The following is a 24,995-nucleotide window of genomic DNA, read 5'->3' as shown; positions in this document are numbered from 1 at the left end:
ATCAGTTCTCGTCGTGCGCCACCGCAGGCGTTTCGCCGCGCTCGTAGACCACATTGGCACGCCCCACCAGCAGCGGGTCGGGTTGCGGCACATTGGCCAGGTCCTTGCTGGCATACGGCAGCTTGTAGAGCAGGTAGCGCATGGCATTGAGCCGTGCGCGCTTCTTGCAATCGCTCTTGATCACCGTCCAGGGCGCATCGGCCGTGTCGGTGTGGAAGAACATGGCTTCCTTGGCGCGCGTGTAGTTGTCCCACTTGTCCAGCGAGGCCATGTCGATGGGCGACAGCTTCCACTGCTTGAGCGGGTGGGTCTCGCGTTCCTTGAAGCGGCGGCGCTGCTCCTTGCGGCTCACCGAGAACCAGAACTTGATCAGGTGCACGCCTGAGCGCACCAGGTTGCGTTCGAACTCGGGTGCCTGGCGCATGAACTCGCGGTATTCCTCGGGCGTGCAAAAGCCCATCACGTGCTCGACACCGGCGCGGTTGTACCAGCTGCGGTCGAACAGCACGATCTCGCCGGCCGTGGGCAGGTGTTGCACATAACGCTGGAAGTACCACTGGCCGCGCTCCACGTCGCTGGGCTTTTCCAGGGCCACCACGCGGGCACCACGCGGGTTGAGGTGCTCCATCATGCGCTTGATGGTGCCGCCCTTGCCGGCCGCGTCACGCCCCTCGAACAGGATCACAACCTTGGCGCCGGTGGCCTTCACCCAGGCCTGCAGCTTGAGCAGCTCGACCTGCAGGCGGTACTTCTGCTTCTCATAGCTCTTGCGCGCCATGAGGTTGTTGTAGGGGTAGGTGGTGGCATCGCGCCAGTGCGGGGCCAGCTCCTCGTCGGGGTTCAGCTTGGGCGCGCTGCCGTTGAGCTTGCCCTGCAAGGTGGCGCGCAACAAGGCCGCGTCATCGGGTGATGAGCCCTTGAGCACCGCCTCCAGCGCCTGCGCCAGATCCTGCGGTGGCGTCTGGCGCACGATGTCGTGCAATGCGGCCAGCTTGGCTTGTTGCGCCGCTTCCGTGGCCTGCTCGCTGACGATGGCCTCGATGCGGCGCTGTCGGCTCGACGGGATCACGTCGCCCGCGGCTGCGCGCCGTGGCTTGCTGCTGGTGCGGGCGGGCGCTTGTCTGGTCGCGGCGCGGCCGGAGCGGGGGGCTGGCTGTTTTTTATCCATGGCGCAAAGGGCAACAGGCTCAGGTGTGAGACGGACGCTCACCTTGCGCCTATCGTGCGCCTTTGCACGGGCAGACCATGTCAGGTCTAAGCCTGCTTTTCACGGCCAAATGACCGCTTCACCAGCCCGGTCAACGCGGGGCGGCGGGCGAGGCCGGCACGTGCCGCCGAATGGTGCGGACCAGGGCCTCCAGCTCGATTGGCTTGATCACCAGGTCCACCATGCCGGCTTCGTGGCATTTGGCGTGCTCCTCGGCCATCGCATGGGCCGTCTGCCCGATCACCGGGAGACCAGGTGCCATGGCCTTGATCTGCCGTGTGGCCTCATAACCGTCCATGCCTGGCATCTGGATGTCCATGAGCACGAGGTCAAAGGCCTGCGCGCCATGCTGGGCCAGTTGCGAGATGGCCGCGCTGCCGCTCTCGCTCATGGTCACTTGCGCGCCTTCATAGTCCAGCAATTCGCTCAGCACCATCTGGTTGACGAGGTTGTCTTCGGCCGCCAGCACGCGCACGCCCGCCAGCCTGGGCGCCCGCGGGGCTTCTGCACCATCCAGCGGGGCCGGGGCAGAGGCCATCCAGGCCGAGGAGGAAGGGGCAGCCGCCTGTTCGCCCAGGACGAGCGGCAGCACCACCTCGAAGCATGTGCCCTGACCCGGGTTGCTGCGGACGTCGATGGCGCCATCGAGCATCTCCACCAGGCGTTTGGTGATGCTCAGGCCCAGGCCCGTGCCGCCGTATTGCCGCGTGGTCGAGCCGTCGGCTTGCTCGAACGGCCGGAACAGCCCTTGCAGCTGGGCGGGCGTCATGCCGATGCCGGTGTCGGTCACGCTCAAGACCAGGCGATCCTCACGTGCGCAGGCAGCCAGGCGCACCGCGCCATGGGTGGTGAACTTGACCGCGTTGGACAAGAGGTTGAGCAGGATCTGCTCCAGCCGCAAGGCGTCGCCCAGGCAGGACACCGGCAGTTCAGGATCGATCTCGACGATGAGGTCCAGGCCTTTTTCGTTGGCCTTGTCCTGCACCAGCTGGATGGCACGCCGCAGCAATTGGTGCAGGTCCAGCGGCTGGTATTCGATGCGCAGCTTGCCCGCCTCGATCTTGGAGAAGTCCAGGATGTCATTGATGATGCCCAGCAACAGGCGCCCCGAGGCGATGATCTGCTCGAACACCTGGCGGGCCGGCCCCTTGTGGTCGCGGTAGCCGATCTGTGCCAGGCCCAGCACGCCATTGAGCGGGGTGCGGATCTCATGGCTCATGTTGGCCAGGAACTCGGACTTGATGCGCGCCAGTTGCACGGCCTCCTGACGGGCCACCTCCAGCTCTGCCGTTCGTTCGCGCACGGTCTGCTCCAGCATCTCCTGGTGCGCCTGCAGGGCCGCACGGGCCTGCTGCACCTCGCTGATGTCCTGGATGGCGCCTTCGATGCGCACCACACGCCCATCCTCCCAGATGGGCTCGCCTTGCGTGCGGATCCACTTGCGCACGCCCTTGGCGCTGATCAGCTCCAGCTCCAGTGCGTAAGGCTGGCCTTGCTGGACGGCCCGCTGGATCGCCTGGGTGATCTGCGCATGGTGTTCACCCTTGAAGTAGCTCAGGCCATCGCGGAACGAGAGTGATCCGGGCTGGCTGGGGTCCAGGTCCAGGATGCGCGCGGCGCCGTCGGTGCGCGTACCCAGCTTGGTGCCCACCTCCATGCGCCAGCCCCCCACCTTGGCCAGGGCGCTCATGCGGTCGAGCAGGGCCTGTTTTTCGTGCAGGGCGTGTTCGGTCTGGCGCCGCTCGCTCACATCCAGCGCCAGCCCGATGATCACCCGGCCCGTGCTGGTGTCCAGGCCGCGGCCATGCACTTCCAGCTCGATGGTGTCGCCGTCGCGGCGCATGGCCGTGAAGCCGTAGCGCACGGCCTTGTTCAGGTCGTCAAATCGTTTATGCAGGTGTTCGGCGACGCGGGCCTTGTCGTGTGGCGAGACCATCGCACTGACCGGCACCTTGTTGATGATCTCATCGGGGCTGGCGTAGCCCAGCATGCGCGCGAATTCGGGGTTGACGTAGCGAAAACGCTCGCCCTGGATGATGTAGATGCCCGCCAGCGTCTGTTCGACCAGGGCTTCGAACTTGCTGTTGCCCGCGCGGTGTTCGGCCTTGCGCAGCCAGGCCATGATCAGGCTCAGGAGCGTGCTCATGGCGAAAAACACGCCGATCCCGATGAGCGATGTCGGCTTGTCCGGCGTCCAGGCCATGAAGGGGGGGGTGAAGACGTACCAACCGATGGCGGCTGACAGGGCCGCAGCCAGCAGGCCCGACACCCAGCCGCCCAGCCATGCCGCGGTGAACACCGCCGGGTACAGCAGCAGCCAGGCGAACGGGTCGATCTGTGGCCAGATGGCCCATTGAACGGCCCCGCCGAGCAAGGGGGGCAAAAGGCCCCACAAGACCTGCAGGCCGGCCGATTGACGCGGGGCCTCGTCGATCAGGTGGATGTCTTCTTCGGGGGGCGCATTCTGCAGCGTGAACCACAAGATGGCGGCCGTCAGGGCCACGAAGATCAGCCCCTTGAGCGTGGAGTAGCGTGCCAGTGTGTGCGGGTCGCTGAAGGTTTCCAGCACCCGGTCGGACAACAAAATCCAGGCGCCAGCGAACACGACGTATCCCACGGTGGCCCGTAGGCTGAACAGCTGGCGACGAGTGACCTGCATCAATGCGCTCCTTCCCTGGGGCAGGGGAGTCACATGATTATGGCGTCCTCATGGGGTGGCCGATTGAGGGAACAACCGGGTGTCGGTTTCAGCCTACGCTGCGTCCACCCGGGCGGTCACGGCCTTGCCGCTGCGCAGGCCCAGCTTCTTCATCAGGGCCTGGTCATTGTCGAAGGCCGGGTTGCCGGTGGTCAGCAACTTGTCGCCATAGAAGATGGAGTTGGCGCCCGCCAGGAAGCACAGGGCCTGCACGGCCTCGCTCATGGCCTGGCGGCCAGCGGACAGGCGCACACGGGCCTTGGGCATGGTGATGCGGGCCACGGCGATGGTGCGCACGAACTCCAGCGGGTCCAGCGGCGGGGTGTCGGCCAGCGGGGTGCCAGGCACACGCACCAGGTCGTTGATGGGCACGGACTCGGGGTAGGTGGGCAGGTTGGCCAGTTGCGCGATCAGGCCGGCACGGCCTTCACGTGTTTCGCCCATGCCGACGATGCCCCCGCTGCACACCTTGATCTTGGCGTTGCGCACATGGCCCAGGGTGTCCAGGCGGTCCTGCAGGTCACGCGTGGAGATGATGTCGCCGTACAGCTCGGGGGCCGTGTCCAGGTTGTGGTTGTAGTAGTCCAGGCCCGCGTCCTTCAGGGACTGGGCCTGGGTGTCGGTCAGCATGCCCAGGGTGCAGCAGGCTTCGAGGCCTTCGTCCTTGATCACGCCGATCAGCTCGGCCACCTTCTCGATGTCGCGGTCTTTCGGGGCGCGCCAGGCGGCGCCCATGCAGAAGCGGCTGGCGCCGGCATCGCGCGCGGCCACCACGGCTTCACGCACCTCGTCGGGCGACATCAGCTTGCTGGCCTCCACGCCCGTGTCGTGCGAGGCCGATTGCGGGCAGTAGCCGCAGTCTTCCGGGCAGCCGCCGGTCTTCACCGACAGCAGCGTGGCGTGTTCGATCTCGTTGGCGTCCCAGTGGGCGCGGTGCACATGCTGGGCCTGCCACATCAGGTCGTTGAAGGGCAGGTTCAGCAGTTCGAGCACCTTGACGCGTGGCCAGGGCGCGTTGCTGTCGTCGTGGTCCGTGCAGTCGCCGCCGCAGCCGTGGCTGTTGAGCACGGCTTTCTTGGGCACGATCTGGATGGGCTTGGCAGCCGGTTCCGCTGACTTCAGGGATGAGGTTTCAGCCTGGGAGGAGGTCGTGCACTGAGACATGGACGGTCGGCCGCGCCTGAACGCGGCGGGAGTTGACGAGACAAGCAGATGCGAGTGTAGTCTGCCCCAGGGCTAACCTGGGTGACGTTGGGATCAGCCTCATGACGCGGGATGGCATTTACGTCAACATTGGGGTCAGGCTTCAGCCATGTGAAATCCGTGGCCTGCCCTGTGCCACCTGCCCACCTGGGCCCATCGGCCTTGCAGTAAGCTCGCGCCATGCGTTTCGAGCACATCATTGAAATCAATTCCCCCCAGCTGGCCGTGCAAACGGTGGTGCCGGGCTTCACCCGCGCGCAGCTGTGGCTGGGCCTGATGCTGCGCGTGCAGGCGCCTCAACGTTTTCCCAATGGCCCGGAGTCTTGTGAATGGCAGGAGACCGCGCCCGGCGTGTTTGCGCGCACCCTGCGCTTTGGCCAGCATGAGATGCAAGACGAAGTGCTGGCGGTGGCGCAACAAAGCCTGCAGTTCACGCCCCGGCCACATGGGGGCACGGCGCCCATCCGCCTGACCATCAGCATCGAAGAGCCGCAAGCCCGGCAGATGGTGCTGCGTTTCGTGTACTTGGCGCTGGGCGAGCAAACCGCTGAAGAGGCCTACTACAACGAGTACCGCCACAACGCCTGGCTGCACAACGACCGCGACATGGTCAAGAGCCTGCGCGAGTGGCTGGACGCCGGCGAGTTCGAATCACTCAGCCATTGAACATCGAGCCGCTGCCCTTGAATTTCAGTTGTTGAGCGCTTCGGATTTGAGTGCTTCAGCGGGGGCAGCCGCCGGGAGGCCCGCTTGCTCGGCCTGCGACGAGGCCCTGGGCAGGCTGACGGTGAAGCGCGAGCCCACGCCGTGTTCGCTGCGCACCGTCACGGAGCCGCTCATGCGCTCCACCAGCTGCTTGACGATGTAGAGCCCCAGCCCCGAGCCCTCGATCCCCACGGAGGCCGCGGCCACCCGCCTGAAGGGCTGGAACAGCGAGGCGGCATCTTCCGGCGTCAGGCCGATGCCGTTGTCGGCGATGTCGATGCACACCCGCTCGCCTTCTTCGTGCGCATCGATGGTCACATGGCCCCCGGGCCGGTTGTACTTGCAGGCATTGGTCAGCAGATTGACCAGCACCTGCTGCAGCCGCTGGGCATCGGCTGCCACCCGCAGCGCGCCGCCCGAAACGCGGTTGATGATGCTGATGTCGTTTTGCTGCCGGGCCGACTCGATCAAAACCAGGCTGCTGTCGAGCACGGTGCCCAGATCGCAATCCTGCAGGCTCATGCCGATCTCGCCCGCGTCGACCTTGCTGAGGTCCAGTACGTCCTCCACCAGCTTGAGCAGTTGGTGGCCGGCGTCCAGGATCCATTCCACCTGCTTGTGCTGCGTGGCGGGCAGAGGTTGGATGTGCTCCATCGACAGCAGCTGTGCGAAGCCCAGGATGGCATTGAGCGGCGTGCGCAGTTCGTGGCTGAGGCGCGAGAGGAAGGCCCGCTGGGAAGCGGCCACCTTCTCGGCGGCATCCCGCTCGATGGCCAGCCGCGCGCGGGCCTTCTCCTGGGTGACGTCGCGGACCACGCCGATCAGGCGGGGGGCTGTGGCATCACCATCTTCTGGCAGGCTGCCCACCGTCTCCAGGTAGCGGCTTTGCCCATCGGGCAGCATGATGCGCACGGTCAGCCTGAACAGGCTGTGGCCTGCCTTGGCGTCCTGGAGCGCCTGCTTCGCGCGCTGCCGGTCTTCGGGGGCCATGCGGTCGAGCAAGGTCTGCCCCGGCACGGTCACGGTCGCTGGGGGCAGGCCGTACAAGGTGGCGGCCTGGGCATCGAGGTTGACCGTGGCAGCGTTCACGTCCATGTCGAACAAGCCCAGTTCGGCGCCGACCACGGCCAGCTCCCAACGCCGGTTGGCCCGGGCCAGATCCTGTTGATAGGCTTGCTGGCGCTGCAGCCCCCGGCGCATGAAGATGTAGCCCGCCAGGGACAGCCCCACGACCGCCAGCGCCATGACCCCGATCAACAGCTGTTCGGTGATGCGGGAAGCGCGTGCCAGGTTGCGACTGAAGGTGACCTCCGCCTGGAACAGGCGGGTGTTGAGCTCGTTGATGTGGGCCAGCGTGGCCTGGGTTTCCTCCGGCGCCGCTTGCTGCCCCACTTGCTGCTTCAGCTTCTGGGCCGTGTCCTGCAATTGCGTGATGAGGGCATCGCCTTCGACCCACGCCAGGATCGAGGGTTTGAACAAGGCTTGCTGACCAAAGTACAGGTACAGCTGGATCATGCCGTCGATGTCGTCTGGGTGGTTGCCCCCGTCGAGGAAACCCTGGCGGATGACGGCCATGTTCGGGTGGGCCTGTATCAGGCCTTCACGCGCACGCCGGTCACCCAGGGGGACTTTCAGCGCGGCCTCGAACTGGGCGAAGGCACGGGGATCATGGTTGCTGGCGTATTCCCGCAGGTGCTGCACGGCCTCGCTGCGCGCCTTGGACCACAGGCTTTCGCCGCCCACATAGCCGCGCACCGCCCCCAGCATCTTGACGCTGCAAATGGCCAGCGCACCCACCAGACCCACCATCACCAGCGAAGGTGCCAGCACGTACAGGTAGAGGCGCCAGGCAGGCGGCCGACGGACGGGGGGCGTGATCAGGGCTTTCCTCCGTTTGTTGTCACCCGATGGCTCGCGCTAGCGGGGTGCCCCCAACGCTATCAGAAAGCGTTGCCCCTGAAAAGCGAGGCGCCAGCAGGGTGGTGGGGCCGTTGTGCAACTACAGCACGGGGTTGGGCAGAGAAATGACGGGCGAGGCCGACTCCGGGCTGCTGCCTTTGGCTCGGCCTGTTTGCACGGCAGCACGCAGTGGCGGGACACGTTCGCGCATGTCGGTTTCCGAGGGCCCCAGGCCGCGAACCACACACAGTGCGGCAGGCCCGCACGCCGAGAATCGTTCAACGTCAGCCGGTGTCAGCAGCCCGCCGATGGCCACCACGGGGGCAGGGCTGTGCGTGGCCCACCATCGCAGGTTGTGTTCGCCCTGCGGCATCCAGGGCATGTCCTTGGTCGTGGTGGACATCACCGGGCCGCAGGCGATCAGGCTGGCGCCGCAGCCTGCCGCACGTGCCAGCTCCCAGGCGCTGTGAGAACTCAGGCCCAGCACCACGCGCCCGCGGGCGGCCAGCAATTGCGCGCGGCCGGCTTCGTCCAAGGCCAGCAGGTCTTCCTGGCCCAGGTGCAGGCCGAGCTGCAAGTCAGCGTGTGTGCACTGCTGCAAGGCTGCTTGCCAATGGTCGTTGATGAACAGCAGGGCGCCGTGCGCCATGCAGCTGATTGCGCTGGCCTCGATGTGGGCTTGCACGCCTTCGTGTGGCTTGTGTCGCAGTTGCAGGCAACGCAGGCCGGTGCGTGCCGCTGCATCAAGCTGGGCACTGTCAGCCAGGATGCCGTAGAGGCCATCGGCCGGCGGCTCGAAGGGCTGGAACAAGGGCGCGCCGTCGGGTGCCCCATATTGAACCTGCCAGGGCAGGGCGCGTCCCAGGCCCAGGTAGGGCAGGGGGCCGAGTGCTTGCGTGGCACTGGCCATGACCGGGCCGGGGCCACGGCCGGCTTCATGGGCGTGCCGCAGCGCCTGCGTGGTCAGCATCTTGGCCAGCACCACGGCGTCCGCACTCACATGCCCGTGCGCCATGGCACTGGCGGCGGCACTCGCAAAGGTGCAGCCGCTGCCATGGTGATGGCGAGTGGGCACGCGGCGGCTGCACAACCAGCCCTGGGCATGGGGCGTGTCCATCCAGTCTTGCGCCCAGTCAGCCTGTGGGGCGTCACCCCCGGTGATCACCACGGCCTGCGCCCCCATGGCGCGCAGCAGCGAGGCCAGGTCGGGCAGCTCGTGCGCGTCACCATCGTGCCGGGCGGGTTTGCCCAGCAGGCGCAAGGCCTCGGCCCGATTGGGCGTGATCAAGGTGGCCAGCGGCAGCAGCTCACGACGGTAGGCTTGCACCACGGCCTCGTTGCTGAAGGCCGCGCCCCCGGCCGATGCACCCAGCACGGGGTCGACCACCAGCGGCAGGCCGGGGTGTTGCTCGCGCAGTTGCCTCACCCAGGTGGCGACGGCACGGATGGTGTCCACATCACCCAGCAGGCCGGTCTTGATGGCCTGGGGCGGCATGTCTTCGCTCAGGGCCGCCAACTGGGCCTGGAGCTGCTTGAGCGGCAGGGGGAAGATGGCCTCGACGCCCGATGAATGCTGGGCCGTGACACAGGCCACGACCGGGCACAGGTGCGCGCCCATGGCGTCGGCGGCACGCTGGTCGGCGCTCAGGCCGGCACCACCGCTGCTGTCGTGCCCGGCGATGCTCCAGACAATGGCGGGAGGCTTGTCCATCGTCACCCCTTCACAGCAAGACGAAAGGTTGGCCGCCAACAGGGGTGGTCGCCACGGCCACATCACTGGTGGGCATCAGGCCAGCCGTGAAGCCACCTCGGCCACCCTGGATGGCATGGGCAAAGGCGCGGGCCATGGCCACCGGGTTGCCCGATTGCGACACGGCCGAGTTCAGCAGCACCGCATCCATGCCCAGCTCCATCGCGGCAGCGGCATGCGAGGGCGCACCCAGGCCCGCGTCCACGATCAGGGTGATGTGCGGCAGGCGCGCGCGCAAGGTGCGCAAGGCCCAGGGGTTGAGCAGGCCCAGGCCAGACCCGATCGGTGCCGCCCAGGGCATGAGGATGCGACAACCCGCGTCGACCAGGCGTTGCGCGCTGACCAGGTCGTCGGTGCAATAGGGCAGCACCTCGAAGCCGTCGCTGATCAATTGCCGTGCGGCCTCGACCAGCTCGAAGGGGTCGGGTTGCAGCGTCTGCTCGTCACCGACGACTTCCAGCTTGATCCAGTGCGTGCCCAGCAGCTCGCGCGCCATGTGCGCCAGGTTGATGGCCTCGCGGGCGCTGCGGCACCCGGCGGTATTGGGCAGCAGGTGTGCGCCTTGTGCCTTGGCGGTGTCGCGGATGATCTGCACGAAGCCGTTGTCGCCGCCACCGGGCACGGCCAGGGTGCGCTTGAGGCCCAGCGTCAGCACCTGGGCGCCAGAGGCCTCGATGGCCTCGCGCAGCACCTGTGGCGAGGGGTAGCCGGCGGTGCCGAGCAGAAAGCGGCTGGAGAGCGTCGTGTCGCCGATGGACCAGGTGTCGACCATGTCAGGCCTCCTTCAGTGAAAGGTGCGTGGGGGCTGCGAACGCCAGTGAGCTGGGGGTCGTCATCTGTCTAGCCCCCGGTGATCGGTGAAAAGCACAGCACGGCGTCACCGTCTTGCAGCACGTGGCCGGCGCGCGCGCCACGTGGCACGAACTCGCCATTGACCGCCGTGGCCACTTGCTCGGCCTGCTTTTTGAGCGAAGGCAGCAGTTGGTCGAGCGCCTGGCTCAGCGTGCTGCCAGCGGGCAGTTGCAAGCTGCCTTGATCCGTGCGGATCGTGATGCAATCGGGTGTCATGGAGCTCATGCTGGACCGCTTCAGGTAGCCAGGGCCGGCGCGCCGCAGGTGGCTCGTTCGCCCAGCCCCATGCGCGACAAGGCCTCGTCCACCAGCGAAGGCGCCAGCAGCCAGCCGTGGCGGTACAGGCCGTTGATGCGCAGCAGACCGGGTTCGATGTGGATCTCGGGGCGGTTGTCCGGCAGGGCGGGGCGCAGGTTGACGTCCATGCGCAGGATGCGGGCCTCGGCGAGATCGGGGATCACGCTGTGCGCCGCCGCCATCAGCTCCACGCCGCTACGCAGCGACATGGGCGAGCGGTCTTCGCTTTCGATTTCGCTGGCGCCCACGATCACGACGTCGCCCGGCCGCGGCACGATGTAGACGCGGTGACGCGGGTGCAGCAGGCGCACAGGCCGGCGCAGCGCCACGCCGGGCGCGTGCAGCCAGACCAGTTCGCCGCGCACGCCGCGCACCGGGGCATCAGGGCGGGCGCCTGCACCGCGCACGTCCATCACCATGTCGAAGCGATGGGTTTGTGTGGCCTGCGTGTCCAGGTGGGTTGTGTGCAGTTGATGCGGGCTGGGCGCGTGGGCCTGGTGGCGCCAATGCCATTGCACATTGGGTGCGGTGGCCTGCAAGGCCTTGAGCGTGCCCACCGTGCAGATGGCGCCTTCGCCGGGCAGCAGCCAGGCATGCAGTGGCCCGAGTGCGCTGTGCAGCGCGGGCTCCAGTTCTTTCAAGGCCGAGGCTTGCAGGGCTTGCGCCTGATGCGGCCATTGCCGCGCGCCCGCCTCCACACGCGCCAGCACGCGTCGGGCGGCACCCAGGTCCGGGCCGTGGGCCACCATCAGGCTGCCCAGGCGATCGAAGTGCGGCGCCTTGGTGTGCTGGGCGGCCAGCTGGCGGGTGATTTGGGCCCAGCGCTCGATCGAGTGCCAGCCGCGTGCGGCCACATCGGTATCGGAGGCATCCAGCTCGGCCAGCGGGCTGAGCATGCCCGCCGCCGTGAAGCCCGCCGCGCCTTGCCCGTCAAAGCTGGGGCCGGGGCCCGCAGCCGGGTCGAACACGCTGACCTGGTGCCCCTGGTGCGCCAGGGTCCAGGCCAGCAGGCGGCCCAACAGGCCGGCGCCGGCGATGCCGATGCTCAAGCGGCTGTCGCTGTGTCGAGAAACGCCTTGCATGACGGTTCCTTGTGGATGCGTGGCTTAGGGGCGCGGTGATCAGGCGGCGGGTTGCTCGGCCTTGATGGGGATGTAGAGCTCGCCGCCCACGCTCTTGAACTCTTCGGACTTGGCGGCCATGCCTTGCGCCGCAAACTCCCGCACCTCCTGCGTGATCTTCATCGAGCAGAACTTGGGGCCACACATCGAGCAGAAGTGCGCCACCTTGGAGGCATCCTTGGGCAGCGTCTCGTCGTGGAAGTCGCGCGCGGTTTCCGGGTCCAGGCCCAGGTTGAACTGGTCCTGCCAGCGGAAGTCAAAGCGCGCTTGCGACAGTGCATCATCACGCGCACGGGCGCCGGGGTGGCCCTTGGCAACGTCCGCCGCGTGGGCCGCGATCTTGTAGGCAATCAGGCCTTGCTTGACGTCATCGCGGTTGGGCAAGCCCAGGTGCTCCTTGGGCGTCACGTAGCACAGCATGGCCGTGCCCATCCAGCCGATCATGGCCGCGCCGATGGCCGAGGCGATGTGGTCATAGCCGGGTGCGATGTCGATGGTCAGCGGGCCCAGGGTGTAGAAGGGCGCCTCATGGCAGTGCTTGAGCTGCTCGTCCATATTGGCCTGGATCATGTGCATGGGCACATGGCCGGGGCCTTCGATCATGGTCTGCACATCGTGCTGCCAGGCGATCTGGGTCAGCTCGCCCAGTGTCTTCAGCTCGGCAAACTGGGCTTCGTCATTGGCATCGCTCAGCGAGCCGGGGCGCAGGCCGTCGCCCAGCGAGAAGCTCACGTCATACGCCTTCATGATCTCGCAGATCTCTTCGAAGTGCGTGAACAGGAAGTTCTCTTTGTGATGCGCGATGCACCACTTGGCCAGGATGGAGCCACCGCGCGAGACGATGCCCGTGCGGCGATTGGCCGTGAGGTGGATGAAGGGCAGGCGCACCCCGGCATGGATGGTGAAGTAGTCCACGCCCTGCTCGGCCTGTTCGATCAGGGTGTCGCGGTAGATGTCCCAGGTCAGGTCTTCGGCTACGCCGCCCACCTTTTCCAGCGCCTGGTAGATGGGCACGGTGCCGATCGGCACGGGGCTGTTGCGCACGATCCAGTCGCGCGTGGTGTGGATGTGCTTGCCGGTGGACAAGTCCATCACGTTGTCCGCACCCCAGCGGATGGCCCACACCAGCTTTTCAACCTCTTCTTCGATCGACGAGGTCACGGCCGAGTTGCCGATGTTGGCGTTGATCTTGACCAGGAAGTTGCGGCCGATGGCCATCGGCTCCAGTTCGGTGTGGTTGATGTTGGCGGGGATGATGGCGCGGCCGCGTGCCACCTCATCGCGCACGAACTCGGGCGTGATCTCGCGCGGAATCACCGCGCCCATGGGGTTGCCGCGCAGGCGGGCCTCGCGCTCGGCATCGACGCCGTACTTGCTGCGCCAGTCCTCGGCCAGATCAAGCCGGCGCTGGTTCTCGCGCAGGGCCACGAACTCCATCTCCGGCGTGATGATGCCCTTGCGGGCGTAGTGCATCTGCGTCACGTTGGCGCCGGCCTTGGCGCGGCGCGGCGTGCGCTGCAGGCCTGCTGCGGCAGCGCGCAGGGCGGCCATGCGCTCGTCGTGGCGCTCATCTGGCTTGAGGCCGTCGTCCACCGCCTGGATGGAGCGGCCTTCGTACTGTTCCGTGTCGCCACGGGCCACCACGGCGGCCTCGCGCACAGGCGGCAGGCCCTTGGTGACGTCGATGCTGACGTTCGGGTCCGTGTACGGGCCGGAGCAGTCGTACAGCGTGACCGACTCGCCATTGGTCAGCGAGACCTCACGCATCGGCACGCGCACGCCAGCGTGGCTGCCTTCAACGTACACCTTGCGCGATGCGGGCAAGGGCTCACGGGTCAGGCGGGTGAGTTCATCCAGCGCTTGCAGGGCGGCAGCGTCAATGGTGAGGTCAGGGGCGTTCATCGGCAGCTCCAACGGTGGCAGTGGCAACACATGCTCCGAGGGGTGCCTGGACCTGACGGGTGTCAGGCGCTGCGAGGTGAGGTCAGGCAGGGGCTCGTCCACGCGGGACAAGTGCAGACCACTCGCATCAGGTACAGCTCTTCTTTCGCCGGTATGAACCGGATCAAGTTCAGCGGGTTCGGTATTCCATCTCAGCGCCAGCACGTCAAAACGTGAGGCACACCCCGGAGCAGTGCGCAGTGTAATGCGCCCGCGCAGGGCTGCGTCAAACCGGGGGCAATTAAATCCGTCAGCGGCTGAAGGATGTTTCAACCACCTCGCCGCCCATCGAAGCGGGCTTGTTGGCGCGGGCGTCGGTGCTGTTGTCAAGCTGCGGGTGCGCCCTGTGGCCCAGGAAGTGGTCCATGAAGTCGGCCAGCACCTTGTTGGCCTCGTGGGGCGGGGGCCCGAAGAGGGTCAGCAACAAGGCCAATGGCGCAATGGCGTACAGGGGGCGCATGTGAGCGGATGACAGGGGATGGACCTGAAATATTTCTGATTGACCTCAGTGTAGGAATCAGGACGTGTGCTCAGCCATCCCCGGCACGGGGGGGATTCATCCCCTGACCGTGGGGGGGCGAGCCCTCGATATCGGGCTGCTGGCGCGTGCTCGCCCCTCGGGGATCAACCTTGTCGGGTGCGGACCACGTGGACGCGGTGGTCCTTGGTGACAGGGCTGGCTTGGTGGCCACAGTTGCCGCAGCCGCTGCCGCAGGATGCAGCGGGTGAGGCCACTTGATTGGATGGGCAGGTGCTCGCCGACGGCGGCGTGGCCGGTGGGGTCAACAAGTTGCGCAGCCCTGGCCACCAGCGGCGTGCCAGGTACAGCGCGGCCACCAGGCCGATGGCCAGGGTGACGAGGGTTTGCCAGTCCAGACGCATGTCAGGCTCCCCAGCGCAGGGCCAGGTGGTACACCGCAAACGAGGCGGCATAGGCCAGCGCAAACATATAGCCCAGCATGATCATCGGCACACGCCAGCCGTTGGTCTCGCGGCGCGTCACGATCAGCGTGGACAGGCATTGCGGCGCATACACATACCAAGTCATCAGCGACAGGGCCGTGGGCAGTGACCAGGCGTGACCGATCAGGCCTTGCAGCGCGCTGCTGAGTTCGTCGCCGGTTTGTGACATCGAATACACCGTGCCCAATGCCGCCACGGCCACTTCACGCGCGGCCATGCCCGGCACCAGCGCGATGCAGATCTGCCAGGTGAAACCAATGGGCGCGAAGATCACCTCCAGCGCGCGGCCGGCCATGCCTGCCAGGCTGTACTGGATGGCCGGCCCCGTGGCGCCATCCGGTGGCGAAGGGAAGTTCGACAGGAACCACAGGATGATCATCAGCGACAGGATGATGGTGCCCACGCGCTTGACGAAGATGCTGGCGCGCTCCCACAGGCCCAGCGCCAGGTTGCGCAGGTGCGGCACGTGGTAGTCGGGCAGCTCCATCAGCAGGGGCTGGGCGCTGCCTTGTTTCATGAACTTCTTGAGCACCAGCGCCACCAGCATGGCCGAGAAAATGCCCGCCATGTACAGCGCGAACAGCACCAGGCCTTGCAGGTTGAAGATGCCACCCACCGTGCGGCTGGGAATGAAGGCCGCGATCAGCAGCGCATACACCGGCAGGCGCGCCGAGCAGGTCATCAAGGGGGCGATCAGGATGGTGACCAGGCGGTCACGTGGGTCGGCGATGGTGCGCGTGGCCATGATGCCGGGGATGGCGCAGGCAAAGCTCGACAGCAGCGGGATGAAGGCTCGGCCCGATAGCCCCACGCTGCCCATGATGCGGTCCAGCAGGAAGGCCGCGCGCGGCAGGTAGCCCGAGTCTTCGAGTGCCAGGATGAAGCCAAACAGGATGATGATCTGCGGCAGGAAGACCAGCACGCTGCCCGCGCCGCCGATCACGCCATCCACCAGCAGGCTGCGCAGCATGCCGTCTGCCATGTGGGCCTTGACCCAGTCGCCCACCAGGCCCATGCCGTTGTCGATCAGGTCCATGGGCAGCTTGGCCCAGGTGAACACGGCCTGAAAGACCAGGAACATCAGCCCGGCCAGGATCAGCGGGCCCATGACCGGGTGCAGCACGTAGCGGTCCAGCACGGCGGTCAGGTGCGAGCCTTGCTCGGGCATGGTCACGCACTTGGCCAGCAACGCGCTCACGCGCTTGTGGGTGTCTTCCACTGGCGTTTGCGCGATGCGCTGCATGGGCCGGGGGGCGGTGGGCTTGGGCAGCTTGGCCCAGTCCAGTTGGTCGAGCTGGTTGAGCAGGGCGCGCTCGCCACCGGTCTGCACGGCCACGGCTTCCACCACCGGGATGCCCAGCTCCTGCTGCAGCTTGACGGTGTCGATGTGGATGCCGCGTTTGGTGGCCAGGTCCATCATGTTGATGGCCAGCACCATGGGCACGCCCAGGGTCTGCAGCTCCAGCACCATGCGCAGGTTCAGGCGCAGGTTGGTCGCATCCACCACGCAGACCAGGCCCACCGGCGCCGATTCACCCGCGCGCACGCCGGCGATCACATCGCGCGTGATGGCTTCATCGGGGGTGGCGGCCAGCAGGCTGTAGGCGCCGGGCAGATCCAGCAGGCGCCAGCCTTGGCCGGCGGGGGACACAAACTGCCCCTCCTTGCGCTCGACGGTGACGCCGGCGTAGTTGCCGACCTTCTGCTTGGCACCCGTGAGGCGGTTGAACAGCGCGGTCTTGCCGCAGTTCGGGTTGCCGACCAGGGCGATCAGCGGAGAGTTTGACACTTCAGGTGTCGCTGCCGCCATGAGGTCGCTCCTGCTGCTGGCCAATGAGAAAATACGGGACGCTGAACGATCAGGCCACAACGACTTCGATCAGCGAGGACTCCAGCTTGCGCATGGCGAAGGTGCTGGTGCCCACCCGGACGGCCAGGGGCCCACGGCCAAAGAAAATGCGCCGCAGCACCTGCACGCGCTCGCCCGGCACGAAGCCCAGCTCCATCAGCCGGCGTTTGAGGGCGCCGCCGTCGTGGTGGCCAGCCTTGATGTCCTGGATCGTCGCCACCGCCCGCACGGGCAGCTTGTCCAGCGTGATGGCCGGCGACTTGCTGTGATGAGGGTGGTGCTGCGATTTCATGAGCCCATTCTAGTTTTAAATGCGAACGATTCGCAATGAGTTTGATTGATCCAAGTCAGGAAAGTCGGGCATCTTTCCCGCGATCAGGGGGCCGATGGGTGGGAGTCCACCCAGTGCTTACCCCAGCCCCAAAGGGGGTAATTCCTCATCTTCCACTTCCAGACCCCCTTGCAGGTCCTTGATTCATAAGGACTTTTTTTCTGCGTTTTCGCGCCGCAATCGCATCTAAGTCTTTGATTTCATTGAACTTTTTTTTACTTCCACCTTGTTTTGGGGGTGCGGATGCGATAAAGTGGGATTTAGTGCAAATTCGTGGGGTTTTGTGTGAGCTTGGTCTTTCAAGGGGCATCAGCGTTGTCGCTGGACGCAAAGGGGCGGATGGCCGTTCCCTCGCGCCATCGCGACGCTTTGCAGGCCCTTTGTGCAGGCCAGTTGACCATCACCAAGAACCCCGATGGCTGCCTGATGGTGTTCCCGCGCCCCGCGTGGGAAACCTTCCGCGACAAGGTTGCCGCGCTGCCGATGTCGGCCGCCGGCTGGAAGCGGATCTTTCTGGGCAACGCCATGGACGTCGAGATCGACAGCGCTGCGCGCGTGCTGATCTCGCCTGAACTGCGCGCCGCAGCCGGCCTCACCAAGGACGTGATGCTGTTGGGCATGGGCAGCCACTTCGAGTTGTGGGACGCCCAGAAGTACGCCGCACACGAAGCCGAGGTCATGGCTCAGCCCATGCCCGAGGCGCTTCAAGACTTCACCTTCTGACGCGATGCAGGAAGGAGTCACACCTTGGCAGCATCAAACTGTCCTGCTGCACGAGGCGGTCGATGCCTTGTGGGATGCCGACGTCGGTCCGCATCCGCAGGGGGTGTACGTCGATGCCACCTTTGGTCGCGGCGGCCATTCACGTCTCCTGCTGTCCAGGCTGGGCCCGCAGGCGCGTCTGATCGCGCTGGACCGGGACCCGGAGGCCATTGCCCACGCCACGCAAGGCCCCAACGCCATCAACGACCCACGCTTCCAGATCGTGCACGCACCGTTCTCGTCCTGGGCGGATGTGGTGGCCGATCTGGGCTTGCCGCAGGTGCACGGCTTGCTGATGGACATCGGCGTGTCGTCGCCGCAGATCGACAACCCCGCGCGCGGTTTCAGCTTCCGCTTCGATGCGCCGCTGGACATGCGCATGGACACCACGCAAGGCGAGAGCGCGGCGGATTTTCTGGCGCATGCCTCGGTGGACGAGATCACGGAGGTCATCCGTGAGTACGGCGAAGAACGGTTTGCTTGGCCCATTGCAAAGGCGCTTGTCGCTCGCCGCGATGAAGGCCAGCCTGTGCGAACCACTGCCGAGCTATCGGCGCTCGTGGCTCGTACGGTCAAAACCCGTGAAGCCGGGCAAGACCCCGCTACCCGAACCTTCCAGGCTCTTCGGATTCACGTCAACCGTGAGCTCGGTGAACTGGAAGACGCTCTGGAGTCAGCCTTGAAGACGCTGGCGCCCGGCGGGCGGCTGTCGGTCATCAGCTTCCATTCGCTGGAAGACCGCATCGTCAAGACCTTCATCGCGAAACACAGCCGCGAAGAAGTCGACCGCCGCGTGCCATTCGCTAGCCCGAAGCCCCTGATGCTGGACGCCATCGCGCGCATCAAGCCCTCCGCTGAAGAAGTGGCGGGCAACCCGCGTTCGCGCTCTGCCGTGCTGCGCGTGGCCGAGCGCACCAACGTGCCCTGGTCAGAGGCCTTGGTGGCTGCGCCGGCCAAGGCGGGCAAGGGCAAGGCTGGTGGCAAAAGCGGTGGCAAGGGAGGACGTCGATGATGGCGCGCCTCAACATCCTGCTGGCCATCGTGCTGCTGCTGAGTTGTTTCTGGTTGATCCGGGCCAGCTACGAATCGCGCCACCTGTTCGTGGAGCTGGAAAAGGCCCAGTCGCAATCGCGCGAGTTGCAGATCGAATTTGAGCGTCTGCAGCTGGAAAAGCGCGCGCAGGCCACGCCGCTGCGTGTTGAAAAGCTGGCGCGCGAAAAGCTGCACATGTTCAACAACACGCCGGCCGTCACGCACTATGTGAGCACCGCGGCGTCGGGTGGTGGTGCCACCAGCCAGGGGGTGCAGCCATGAGCCGCCTGGGTGACCTGATGCGCCGCCTGCGTGGCAAACCACGCCAGCAAGGCAAGGGTGCCATGCCCACCGTGCGTTACGCGACCAGCCCGCTGCTGGCTTCGCGCACACCGCCCTGGCGCGTCAAGTTCATGATCGGCGCCATCGGCCTGGGTTTTGCTGTGCTGATCGGGCGCGCCGCCTGGATCCAGATCATCCACAACGATTTCTACCTGCAGCAAGGTGCCAGCCGCTACGAGCGCCGCATCGAGTTGCAGGCCAACCGCGGGCGCATCCTGGATCGCAATGGCGAGTTGCTGGCCTCCAGCGTGCCGGCGCCGTCGCTCTGGGCCATCCCCAAGGACATGGATGCCTCGCGCGACCAGCTGCGTGCCTTGAGCAAGCTGCTGGACATGCCCTTTGTCGACCTGCAAAAGCGCCTGGCCTCCAGCCCCAACTTCGTGTGGCTGCGCCGCAAGGTCGAAGACGGTGTGGCCGAGAAGGTGGCTGCGCTCAAGATCAAGGGTGTGTACGAGCTGCGTGAATTCAAGCGCCAGTACCCCGAGGGTGAGGCTGCTGCGCATATCGTGGGCTTCACCAACATCGAAGACGAAGGCCAGGAAGGCATCGAGCTGGCTTATCAGAAGCAGTTGGCTGGCCGCGATGGTGTGCGCCATGTGATCAAGGACCGCCTGGGGCGGGTGGTGGAGTCGGTGGGCGACATGGTGCCGGCTGAAGACGGCCGGGCCATCCGTCTGTCGATCGATGCCAAGATCCAGTTCTACGCCTACCAGCGCATCCGCGATGCCGTGGCCCTGCACAAGGCCAAGGCCGGCAGCGTGGTGGTGCTCGACGCCGTGACCGGTGAAGTGCTGGCGCTGGCCAATGTGCCCAGCTACACACCGGAAGATCGCCGCAACCTGACGGGTGCCCAGCTGCGCAACCGTGCGCTGACCGACACCTTCGAGCCGGGCTCCACCATGAAGCCCATCGTGATCTCGCTGGCCATGGAGACCAAGCGCATCACGCCCAACACCATCATTTCCACCGCGCCTGGCCGCTTGACCATCGATGGCTCCACCATCTCTGATTCGCACCCGCACGGCGACCTGACCGTCGAGCAGGTCATCCAGAAGTCCAGCAACGTCGGCACGGCCAAGATCGCCATGCAGATGCAGCCGCGCGAGATGTGGGAAATGTTCACCGCCGTGGGCCTGGGGCAAAAGCCGCAGCTCGGTTTCCCCGGCGCGGTGACCGGCCGCCTGCGCCCCTACAAGTCGTGGCGCCGCATCGAGCAGGTCACCATGAGTTATGGCTACGGCCTGTCGGCCAGCTTGTTCCAGCTGGCCCACGCGTACACGATCTTCGCCAGCGATGGTGAACTGATCCCGATTTCGCTGCTGAAGCGGGAGGGCCCCGGTGACGATCGGGATCCTTTGCGCAAAGTGGCGAAAGCCCATTCCGGGGATGACAACGAGCGCCCCGTGCTGGCCTTCAAGACCGCCTTCCGTCCGGAGGCGGCTTCGTCGTCTGAGGGTGATCCCTCTGCACCGGCCAATGAAGAGGTCGTGCCCATCCATGGCACCCGCGTGATCTCGCCTGAGACGGCCCGCGCCGTGCGCAAGATGCTCAACCTCGTGTGTGGCCCGGGTGGTACCGCACCCAAGGCCCAGACCCAGGGCTACAGCGTGGGCGGCAAGACGGGTACCGCGCACAAGGTCGAAGGCAAGGGTTATGCGGGCAACAAGTACCGCGCCTGGTTCGTGGGCATCGCGCCCATCAGCAAGCCCCGCATCGTGGTGGCCGTGATGGTGGACGAGCCTGGCGACGGCATCTATTACGGTGGTGATGTGGCCGCGCCCGTGTTCAGCCAGGTGGTGCAGCAAACGCTCAACCGCCTGGGCGTGCTGCCTGACATGGAAGTGCAGCCCAAGATCATCAACACCGAACCCGCTGAAGTGGAGAGCTTTTAAATGAGCCAGACCACTTTGCACCTGCACAGCACGGATGAAGCCCTGGGCTGGCTGCGCCAGTGGGGCGTCACGCGCCTGACGGTAGACAGCCGCCAGGTGGCGTCGCTGGCCGGTGAGGGCGTGTGCTTCATCGCCTGGCCGGGTGCCGCGCGTGATGGCCGGGCCTTTGTCGAGCAAGCCTTGAAGGATGGCGCCCGCGCTTGCCTGGTCGAAGCCGATGGCGTGCAGACCTTTGGTTTCGCTGACGCCCGTGTGGCCACCGTGCCTGGCCTGAAGGCCCGCAGCGCCGAGATCGCGCACGGCTTCTTTGCCGAACCCAGCGCGCAACTGCAGGTGGTGGCCGTGACGGGCACCAATGGCAAGACCTCGACCTCGTGGTGGACAGCCCAAGCCTTGAGCAGCCTGGGCCAGGGCTGCGGTGTGATCGGCACGTTGGGCGTGGGCCAGGTGGATGGCGACTTCGTGCCCACCGGCTTGACGACGCCTGACCCCATCACCTTGCACGCCACCTTCCGCGCGTTTGCAGACAAGGGCCTGAAGGCTGCGGCCATCGAGGCCTCGTCCATCGGCATCGAAGAGTTGCGCCTGCACGCCACGCACATCGCGGTCGCGCAGTTCACCAACTTCACGCAGGACCACCTCGACTACCACGGCAGCATGGAAGGCTACTGGCAAGCCAAGCGCCGCCTGTTCGACTGGCCGGGCCTGCGCGCCGCCGTGCTGAACCTGGATGACCCGATGGGCCATGCGCTGCAGGACCACGCGCGCGGTCGCCATCTGGCCTGCTGGTCTTATGGCCTGCAAGAGGCCGTGCGCCTGCAGGCGACCAACATCCGTTATCAAGCCCATGGCTTGGTGTTTGACCTGATCGAGCGCGACGATGCGCTGTCGCAGATCGTGGGCAAAGCGACCGTGCAGGCGCCGGTGATCGGCACCTTCAATGTCTCGAACCTGCTGGCTGTGCTGGGGGCCCTGCGTGCACTCGATGTGCCGCTGGCTGACGCTGCGCGCGCCTGCAGCGGCTTGAAGTCGGTGCCAGGCCGCATGCAGGTGGTGAGCCTGCCTGATTGGCAGCCGGAAGTGCAGACTGCCGTGCCCATGGCCGTGGTCGATTACGCCCACACCCCTGATGCACTGCTCAAGGCCTTGCAAGCGCTGCGCCCCGTGGCCGAAGCACGCAATGGCCAGTTGTGGTGCGTCTTCGGTTGTGGTGGTGACCGTGATCCCATCAAGCGCCCCCTGATGGGTGCCATGGCCGAGCAGCACGCCGACCGCGTGGTGCTGACCAGTGACAACCCTCGCAGCGAATCCCCCGCCTTCATCCTGTCGCAGATCCTGGCCGGTGTGGCCGGGCGTGACACGGTGGACGTGATCGAAGACCGCCGCGCTGCCATCGCACATGCCCTGCAGCAGGCCGATGCCAACGACATCGTGTTGATCGCCGGCAAAGGCCATGAGGCCACGCAAGAAGTGGCCGGCGTCAAGACACCCTTTTCAGATGTGGACGAGGCAGCAGCCGCGCTCAAGCGCCGCGCGCCGGTCGTCCCAGCACCCAGCATTCCCATGATGATGACCCTGGGCCTGGCCCACGAACTGTTGCCCGGTTCGGTGCTGACGGGTGACCCCGCCACGCCGATCGCCCGCGTGCATACCGACACCCGCACCCTGCAGCCCGGCGACCTGTTCGTGGCGCTGCGCGGCGAGCGCTTTGATGCGCATGACTTCCTGCCCCAGGCCAAGGCCGCTGGCGCCGTGGCCGTGCTGGCCCAGCAAGGCGTGGACACCTGTGGTCTGCCAGGCCTGACGGTGCCTGACACACGCGCCGCACTGGGGTGGCTGGCATCCGGCTGGCGCGCACGTTTTGACATCCCGCTGATCGGTGTGACCGGCAGCAATGGCAAGACCACGGTCACGCAGATGATCGCGTCCATCCTGAAGACCTGGGTGGTGTCGCAAGGCGCGCCCGAAGCCTCGCTGGCCACGCAGGGCAACTTCAACAACGAGATCGGCGTGCCTTTGACCCTGCTGCGCCTGCGTGAAGGCCAGCACCGTTGTGCCGTGGTCGAGCTGGGCATGAATCACCCCGGCGAGATCGCGCACCTGGCTTCGATTGCCGCGCCCACGGTGGGCCTGGTGAACAACGCCCAGCGCGAGCACCAGGAGTTCATGCACACGGTCGAGGCCGTGGCGCGCGAAAACGGCAGCGTGCTGCAGGCCTTGTCGCGCAGCGGCGTGGCCGTGTTCCCGGCCGACGACGAGTTCGCCCCCATCTGGCGCGAGCAGGCCAACGGCTATCCCAAGTTCGACTTCGCCACGCAGGGCCCGGCCGCCATCACGGGGGCCGCGACCTGGGTGGCCGAGCCCACACCGCATTGGCTGATCGACATCAGCACGGCGCAGGGCGCGGCCCGCGTCAAGCTGAAGATGGCCGGCGCCCACAATGTGCGCAATGCATTGGCCTCCACGGCCGCTGCGCTGGGTGCCGGTGTGCCCCTGAGCGTGATTGCCCAGGGCCTGGAAGCTTTCGAGCCCGTCAAGGGCCGTTCGCAACTGCGTTGCATCACCCTGGGTCAGCGCGCGGTCACCCTGGTGGACGACAGCTACAACGCCAACCCCGATTCCGTGCGCGCCGCCATCGACATGCTGGCCGGCCTGCCTGGCCCACGCTGGCTGGTGCTGGGTGACATGGGCGAGGTGGGCACGCAAGGCCCGGCCTTCCACGAGGAAGTCGGCACCTATGCCCGTGAGCGCGGCATCGAACACGTCTGGACGGCTGGTGAGTTGTGCGCGCATGCCGCGCAGGCTTGTGGCGCGTCCGCCCGTCATTTCAACAGCGCAGCCGACATCGTGGCCGCGCTGCCCACGCTGGATCAGGTGCCTGCGGCGGCATCGATCCTCGTCAAAGGTTCACGCTTCATGAAGATGGAACAAGTTGTCGCCCGCCTGGGTGAGCTGTCGGGAGGTGCCCATGCTGCTTAGTCTTGCGCTGTGGCTCCAGGGCCTGCACCCCGAGTGGGGCTTCCTGCGCGTCTTCCAGTACCTCACCTTCCGCTCGGTGATGGCGGCCATGACGGCCTTGCTGATCGGCCTGTTCCTGGGCCCCATCGTGATCCGCAAGCTCACCGAACTCAAGATCGGTCAGCCCATCCGTGAATACGGCATGCAGTCGCACCTGAGCAAGCGCGGTACCCCCACCATGGGTGGCGCGCTGATCCTGCTGGCCATCGGTTTGTCGACGCTACTGTGGTTCGACTGGGCCAACCGCTTTGTGTGGATCGTGATGATCGTGACCACGGGCTTTGGCGCCATCGGCTGGGTGGACGACTGGCGCAAGGTGGTCTTGAAGGACCCCGAGGGCATGCCTTCGCGCGAGAAGTATTTCTGGCAGTCCCTCATCGGCCTGGTGGCCGCCATCTACCTGGCGTTCAGCGTGTCGGAGACGAACAACCTGCGCGTCATCGAACTGTTCTTCCGCTGGGTGTCGTCGGGTTTCTCCAATGACCTGCCACCCAAGGCCGACCTGATCGTGCCCTTCTTCAAGACCATGAGCTACCCGCTGGGCGTGTGGGGCTTCATGGTGCTGACCTACATCGTGATCGTGGGCACCAGCAATGCCGTGAACCTCACCGATGGCCTCGATGGCCTGGCCATCATGCCGGTGGTGATGGTGTCGGCCTCGCTGGGCATCTTCTGTTATGTCACGGGCAACGCCGTGTTCGCCAGGTACCTGCTGCTGCCGCATATTCCGGGCGCAGGTGAGCTGTTGGTGTTCTGCGCGGCCCTATCCGGAGCAGGCCTGGCCTTCCTCTGGTTCAACGCTTACCCCGCCCAGGTCTTCATGGGCGACGTGGGGGCCTTGGCACTTGGCGGTGCTTTAGGAACCATCGCGGTCATCGTGCGGCAAGAGATCGTGCTGGCCTTGATGGGCGGGGTTTTTGTATTGGAAGCGCTGTCTGTGATGGTGCAGGTGAGTTACTTCAAATATACGAAGAAGAAATACGGCGAAGGCCGTCGTATTTTGCTGATGGCACCGCTGCATCACCACTTTGAAAAGTCCGGCTGGAAAGAGACGCAGGTCGTGGTCCGTTTCTGGATCATCACCATGCTGCTGTGCCTGCTGGGTCTGTCCACCCTCAAGCTGCGCTGATCGT

20 protein-coding genes and 1 riboswitch are annotated in these 24,995 nt (G+C 66.0%); of the genes, 7 read left to right on the top strand and 13 right to left on the bottom strand.

What is annotated here, in order from left to right; genetic code table 11:
* Nucleotide 1: 1 nt before the first annotated feature.
* From ppk2 to bioB, 3 genes are all read right to left on the bottom strand, one after another.
* Nucleotides 2-1,168, bottom strand: a complete 1,167-nt coding sequence (gene ppk2, locus JY96_RS08110) for a polyphosphate kinase 2 (protein WP_035036493.1) — start codon at nucleotides 1,166-1,168, stop codon at nucleotides 2-4.
* 130 nt (nucleotides 1,169-1,298) lie between these two features.
* Nucleotides 1,299-3,866, bottom strand: a complete 2,568-nt coding sequence (locus JY96_RS22095) for an ATP-binding protein (RefSeq protein WP_052162268.1) — start codon at nucleotides 3,864-3,866, stop codon at nucleotides 1,299-1,301.
* 93 nt (nucleotides 3,867-3,959) lie between these two features.
* Nucleotides 3,960-5,069 (bottom strand): biotin synthase BioB, encoded by a 1,110-nt coding sequence (gene bioB / locus JY96_RS08100; protein WP_035036490.1) that lies wholly within the window; start codon nucleotides 5,067-5,069, stop codon nucleotides 3,960-3,962.
* 219 nt (nucleotides 5,070-5,288) lie between these two features.
* Here bioB and JY96_RS08095 point away from each other — a divergent pair, with 219 nt between their 5' ends.
* A complete protein-coding gene (locus JY96_RS08095) occupies nucleotides 5,289-5,774 on the top strand; it encodes an AtaL-like protein (RefSeq protein WP_035036488.1) in 486 nt (161 codons plus the stop codon).
* 24 nt (nucleotides 5,775-5,798) lie between these two features.
* Here the strand turns inward: JY96_RS08095 and JY96_RS22090 are convergent, their stop codons facing one another.
* The 10 genes from JY96_RS22090 to JY96_RS08045 all read right to left on the bottom strand — a co-directional run bounded on the left by JY96_RS22090 (nucleotide 5,799) and on the right by JY96_RS08045 (nucleotide 16,777).
* On the bottom strand, nucleotides 5,799-7,643 hold the full coding sequence (locus JY96_RS22090) for a sensor histidine kinase KdpD (protein ID WP_052162267.1): 1,845 nt from the start codon (nucleotides 7,641-7,643) through the stop codon (nucleotides 5,799-5,801).
* A 169-nt stretch (nucleotides 7,644-7,812) separates the two neighbouring features.
* Nucleotides 7,813-9,423 carry a bifunctional hydroxymethylpyrimidine kinase/phosphomethylpyrimidine kinase gene (gene thiD / locus JY96_RS08085; RefSeq protein WP_035036484.1) on the bottom strand — a complete coding sequence of 537 codons (1,611 nt, stop codon included), beginning with the start codon at nucleotides 9,421-9,423 and terminating at the stop codon, nucleotides 7,813-7,815.
* Nucleotides 9,424-9,433: 10 nt separating this feature from the next.
* Nucleotides 9,434-10,234 (bottom strand): thiazole synthase, encoded by an 801-nt coding sequence (locus JY96_RS08080; protein WP_035036482.1) that lies wholly within the window; start codon nucleotides 10,232-10,234, stop codon nucleotides 9,434-9,436.
* A 68-nt stretch (nucleotides 10,235-10,302) separates the two neighbouring features.
* Nucleotides 10,303-10,539 carry a sulfur carrier protein ThiS gene (thiS, locus tag JY96_RS08075; protein WP_035036478.1) on the bottom strand — a complete coding sequence of 79 codons (237 nt, stop codon included), beginning with the start codon at nucleotides 10,537-10,539 and terminating at the stop codon, nucleotides 10,303-10,305.
* A gap of 11 nt (nucleotides 10,540-10,550) precedes the next feature.
* Nucleotides 10,551-11,693 carry an FAD-dependent oxidoreductase gene (locus JY96_RS08070; protein ID WP_052162266.1) on the bottom strand — a complete coding sequence of 381 codons (1,143 nt, stop codon included), beginning with the start codon at nucleotides 11,691-11,693 and terminating at the stop codon, nucleotides 10,551-10,553.
* A 39-nt stretch (nucleotides 11,694-11,732) separates the two neighbouring features.
* Complete coding sequence (gene thiC / locus JY96_RS08065) at nucleotides 11,733-13,634, bottom strand: phosphomethylpyrimidine synthase ThiC (protein WP_035041711.1); 1,902 nt, start codon at nucleotides 13,632-13,634, stop codon at nucleotides 11,733-11,735.
* A 123-nt stretch (nucleotides 13,635-13,757) separates the two neighbouring features.
* A riboswitch (TPP riboswitch) is annotated at nucleotides 13,758-13,871 on the bottom strand.
* 52 nt (nucleotides 13,872-13,923) lie between these two features.
* Entirely contained in the window at nucleotides 13,924-14,133 is a 210-nt protein-coding gene (locus JY96_RS08060; RefSeq protein WP_035036475.1) for a hypothetical protein, read from the bottom strand.
* A 164-nt stretch (nucleotides 14,134-14,297) separates the two neighbouring features.
* Nucleotides 14,298-14,555 carry a hypothetical protein gene (locus JY96_RS08055; protein ID WP_035036474.1) on the bottom strand — a complete coding sequence of 86 codons (258 nt, stop codon included), beginning with the start codon at nucleotides 14,553-14,555 and terminating at the stop codon, nucleotides 14,298-14,300.
* A gap of 1 nt (nucleotide 14,556) precedes the next feature.
* A complete protein-coding gene (feoB, locus tag JY96_RS08050) occupies nucleotides 14,557-16,446 on the bottom strand; it encodes a ferrous iron transport protein B (RefSeq protein ID WP_035036472.1) in 1,890 nt (629 codons plus the stop codon).
* A gap of 49 nt (nucleotides 16,447-16,495) precedes the next feature.
* Entirely contained in the window at nucleotides 16,496-16,777 is a 282-nt protein-coding gene (locus JY96_RS08045) for a FeoA family protein (protein WP_035036470.1), read from the bottom strand.
* 330 nt (nucleotides 16,778-17,107) lie between these two features.
* Here JY96_RS08045 and mraZ point away from each other — a divergent pair, with 330 nt between their 5' ends.
* From mraZ to mraY, 6 genes are read left to right on the top strand one after another with little or no spacing between them, the layout of a single operon-like run.
* Nucleotides 17,108-17,539, top strand: a complete 432-nt coding sequence (mraZ, locus tag JY96_RS08040) for a division/cell wall cluster transcriptional repressor MraZ (RefSeq protein ID WP_035041702.1) — start codon at nucleotides 17,108-17,110, stop codon at nucleotides 17,537-17,539.
* A gap of 4 nt (nucleotides 17,540-17,543) precedes the next feature.
* A complete protein-coding gene (rsmH, locus tag JY96_RS08035; RefSeq protein WP_081961125.1) occupies nucleotides 17,544-18,590 on the top strand; it encodes a 16S rRNA (cytosine(1402)-N(4))-methyltransferase RsmH in 1,047 nt (348 codons plus the stop codon).
* The gene (gene ftsL, locus JY96_RS08030; RefSeq protein WP_369796131.1) at nucleotides 18,587-18,892 is read left to right on the top strand and encodes a cell division protein FtsL; all 306 of its coding nucleotides are present in this window, start codon (nucleotides 18,587-18,589) and stop codon (nucleotides 18,890-18,892) included. The genes rsmH and ftsL overlap by 4 nt, the downstream gene beginning before the upstream one ends.
* 17 nt (nucleotides 18,893-18,909) lie before the next feature.
* On the top strand, nucleotides 18,910-20,844 hold the full coding sequence (locus JY96_RS08025; protein WP_052162915.1) for a penicillin-binding protein 2: 1,935 nt from the start codon (nucleotides 18,910-18,912) through the stop codon (nucleotides 20,842-20,844).
* Nucleotides 20,845-23,823, top strand: coding sequence for a bifunctional UDP-N-acetylmuramoyl-L-alanyl-D-glutamate--2,6-diaminopimelate ligase MurE/UDP-N-acetylmuramoyl-tripeptide--D-alanyl-D-alanine ligase MurF (gene murF, locus JY96_RS22795; protein ID WP_081961123.1), 2,979 nt, complete (start codon nucleotides 20,845-20,847; stop codon nucleotides 23,821-23,823).
* Nucleotides 23,813-24,991 carry a phospho-N-acetylmuramoyl-pentapeptide-transferase gene (gene mraY, locus JY96_RS08010; protein WP_035041683.1) on the top strand — a complete coding sequence of 393 codons (1,179 nt, stop codon included), beginning with the start codon at nucleotides 23,813-23,815 and terminating at the stop codon, nucleotides 24,989-24,991. Before murF ends, mraY begins: the two co-directional genes overlap by 11 nt.
* Nucleotides 24,992-24,995 lie beyond the last annotated feature (4 nt).

Origin of the sequence: Aquabacterium sp. NJ1, assembly GCF_000768065.1 — a bacterium.
In the GTDB taxonomy this organism is placed as follows: domain Bacteria; phylum Pseudomonadota; class Gammaproteobacteria; order Burkholderiales; family Burkholderiaceae_C; genus Aquabacterium.
The sequence above is the reverse complement of the archived record's forward strand: the minus strand, read 5'-3'. Positions and strand labels throughout refer to the sequence as shown.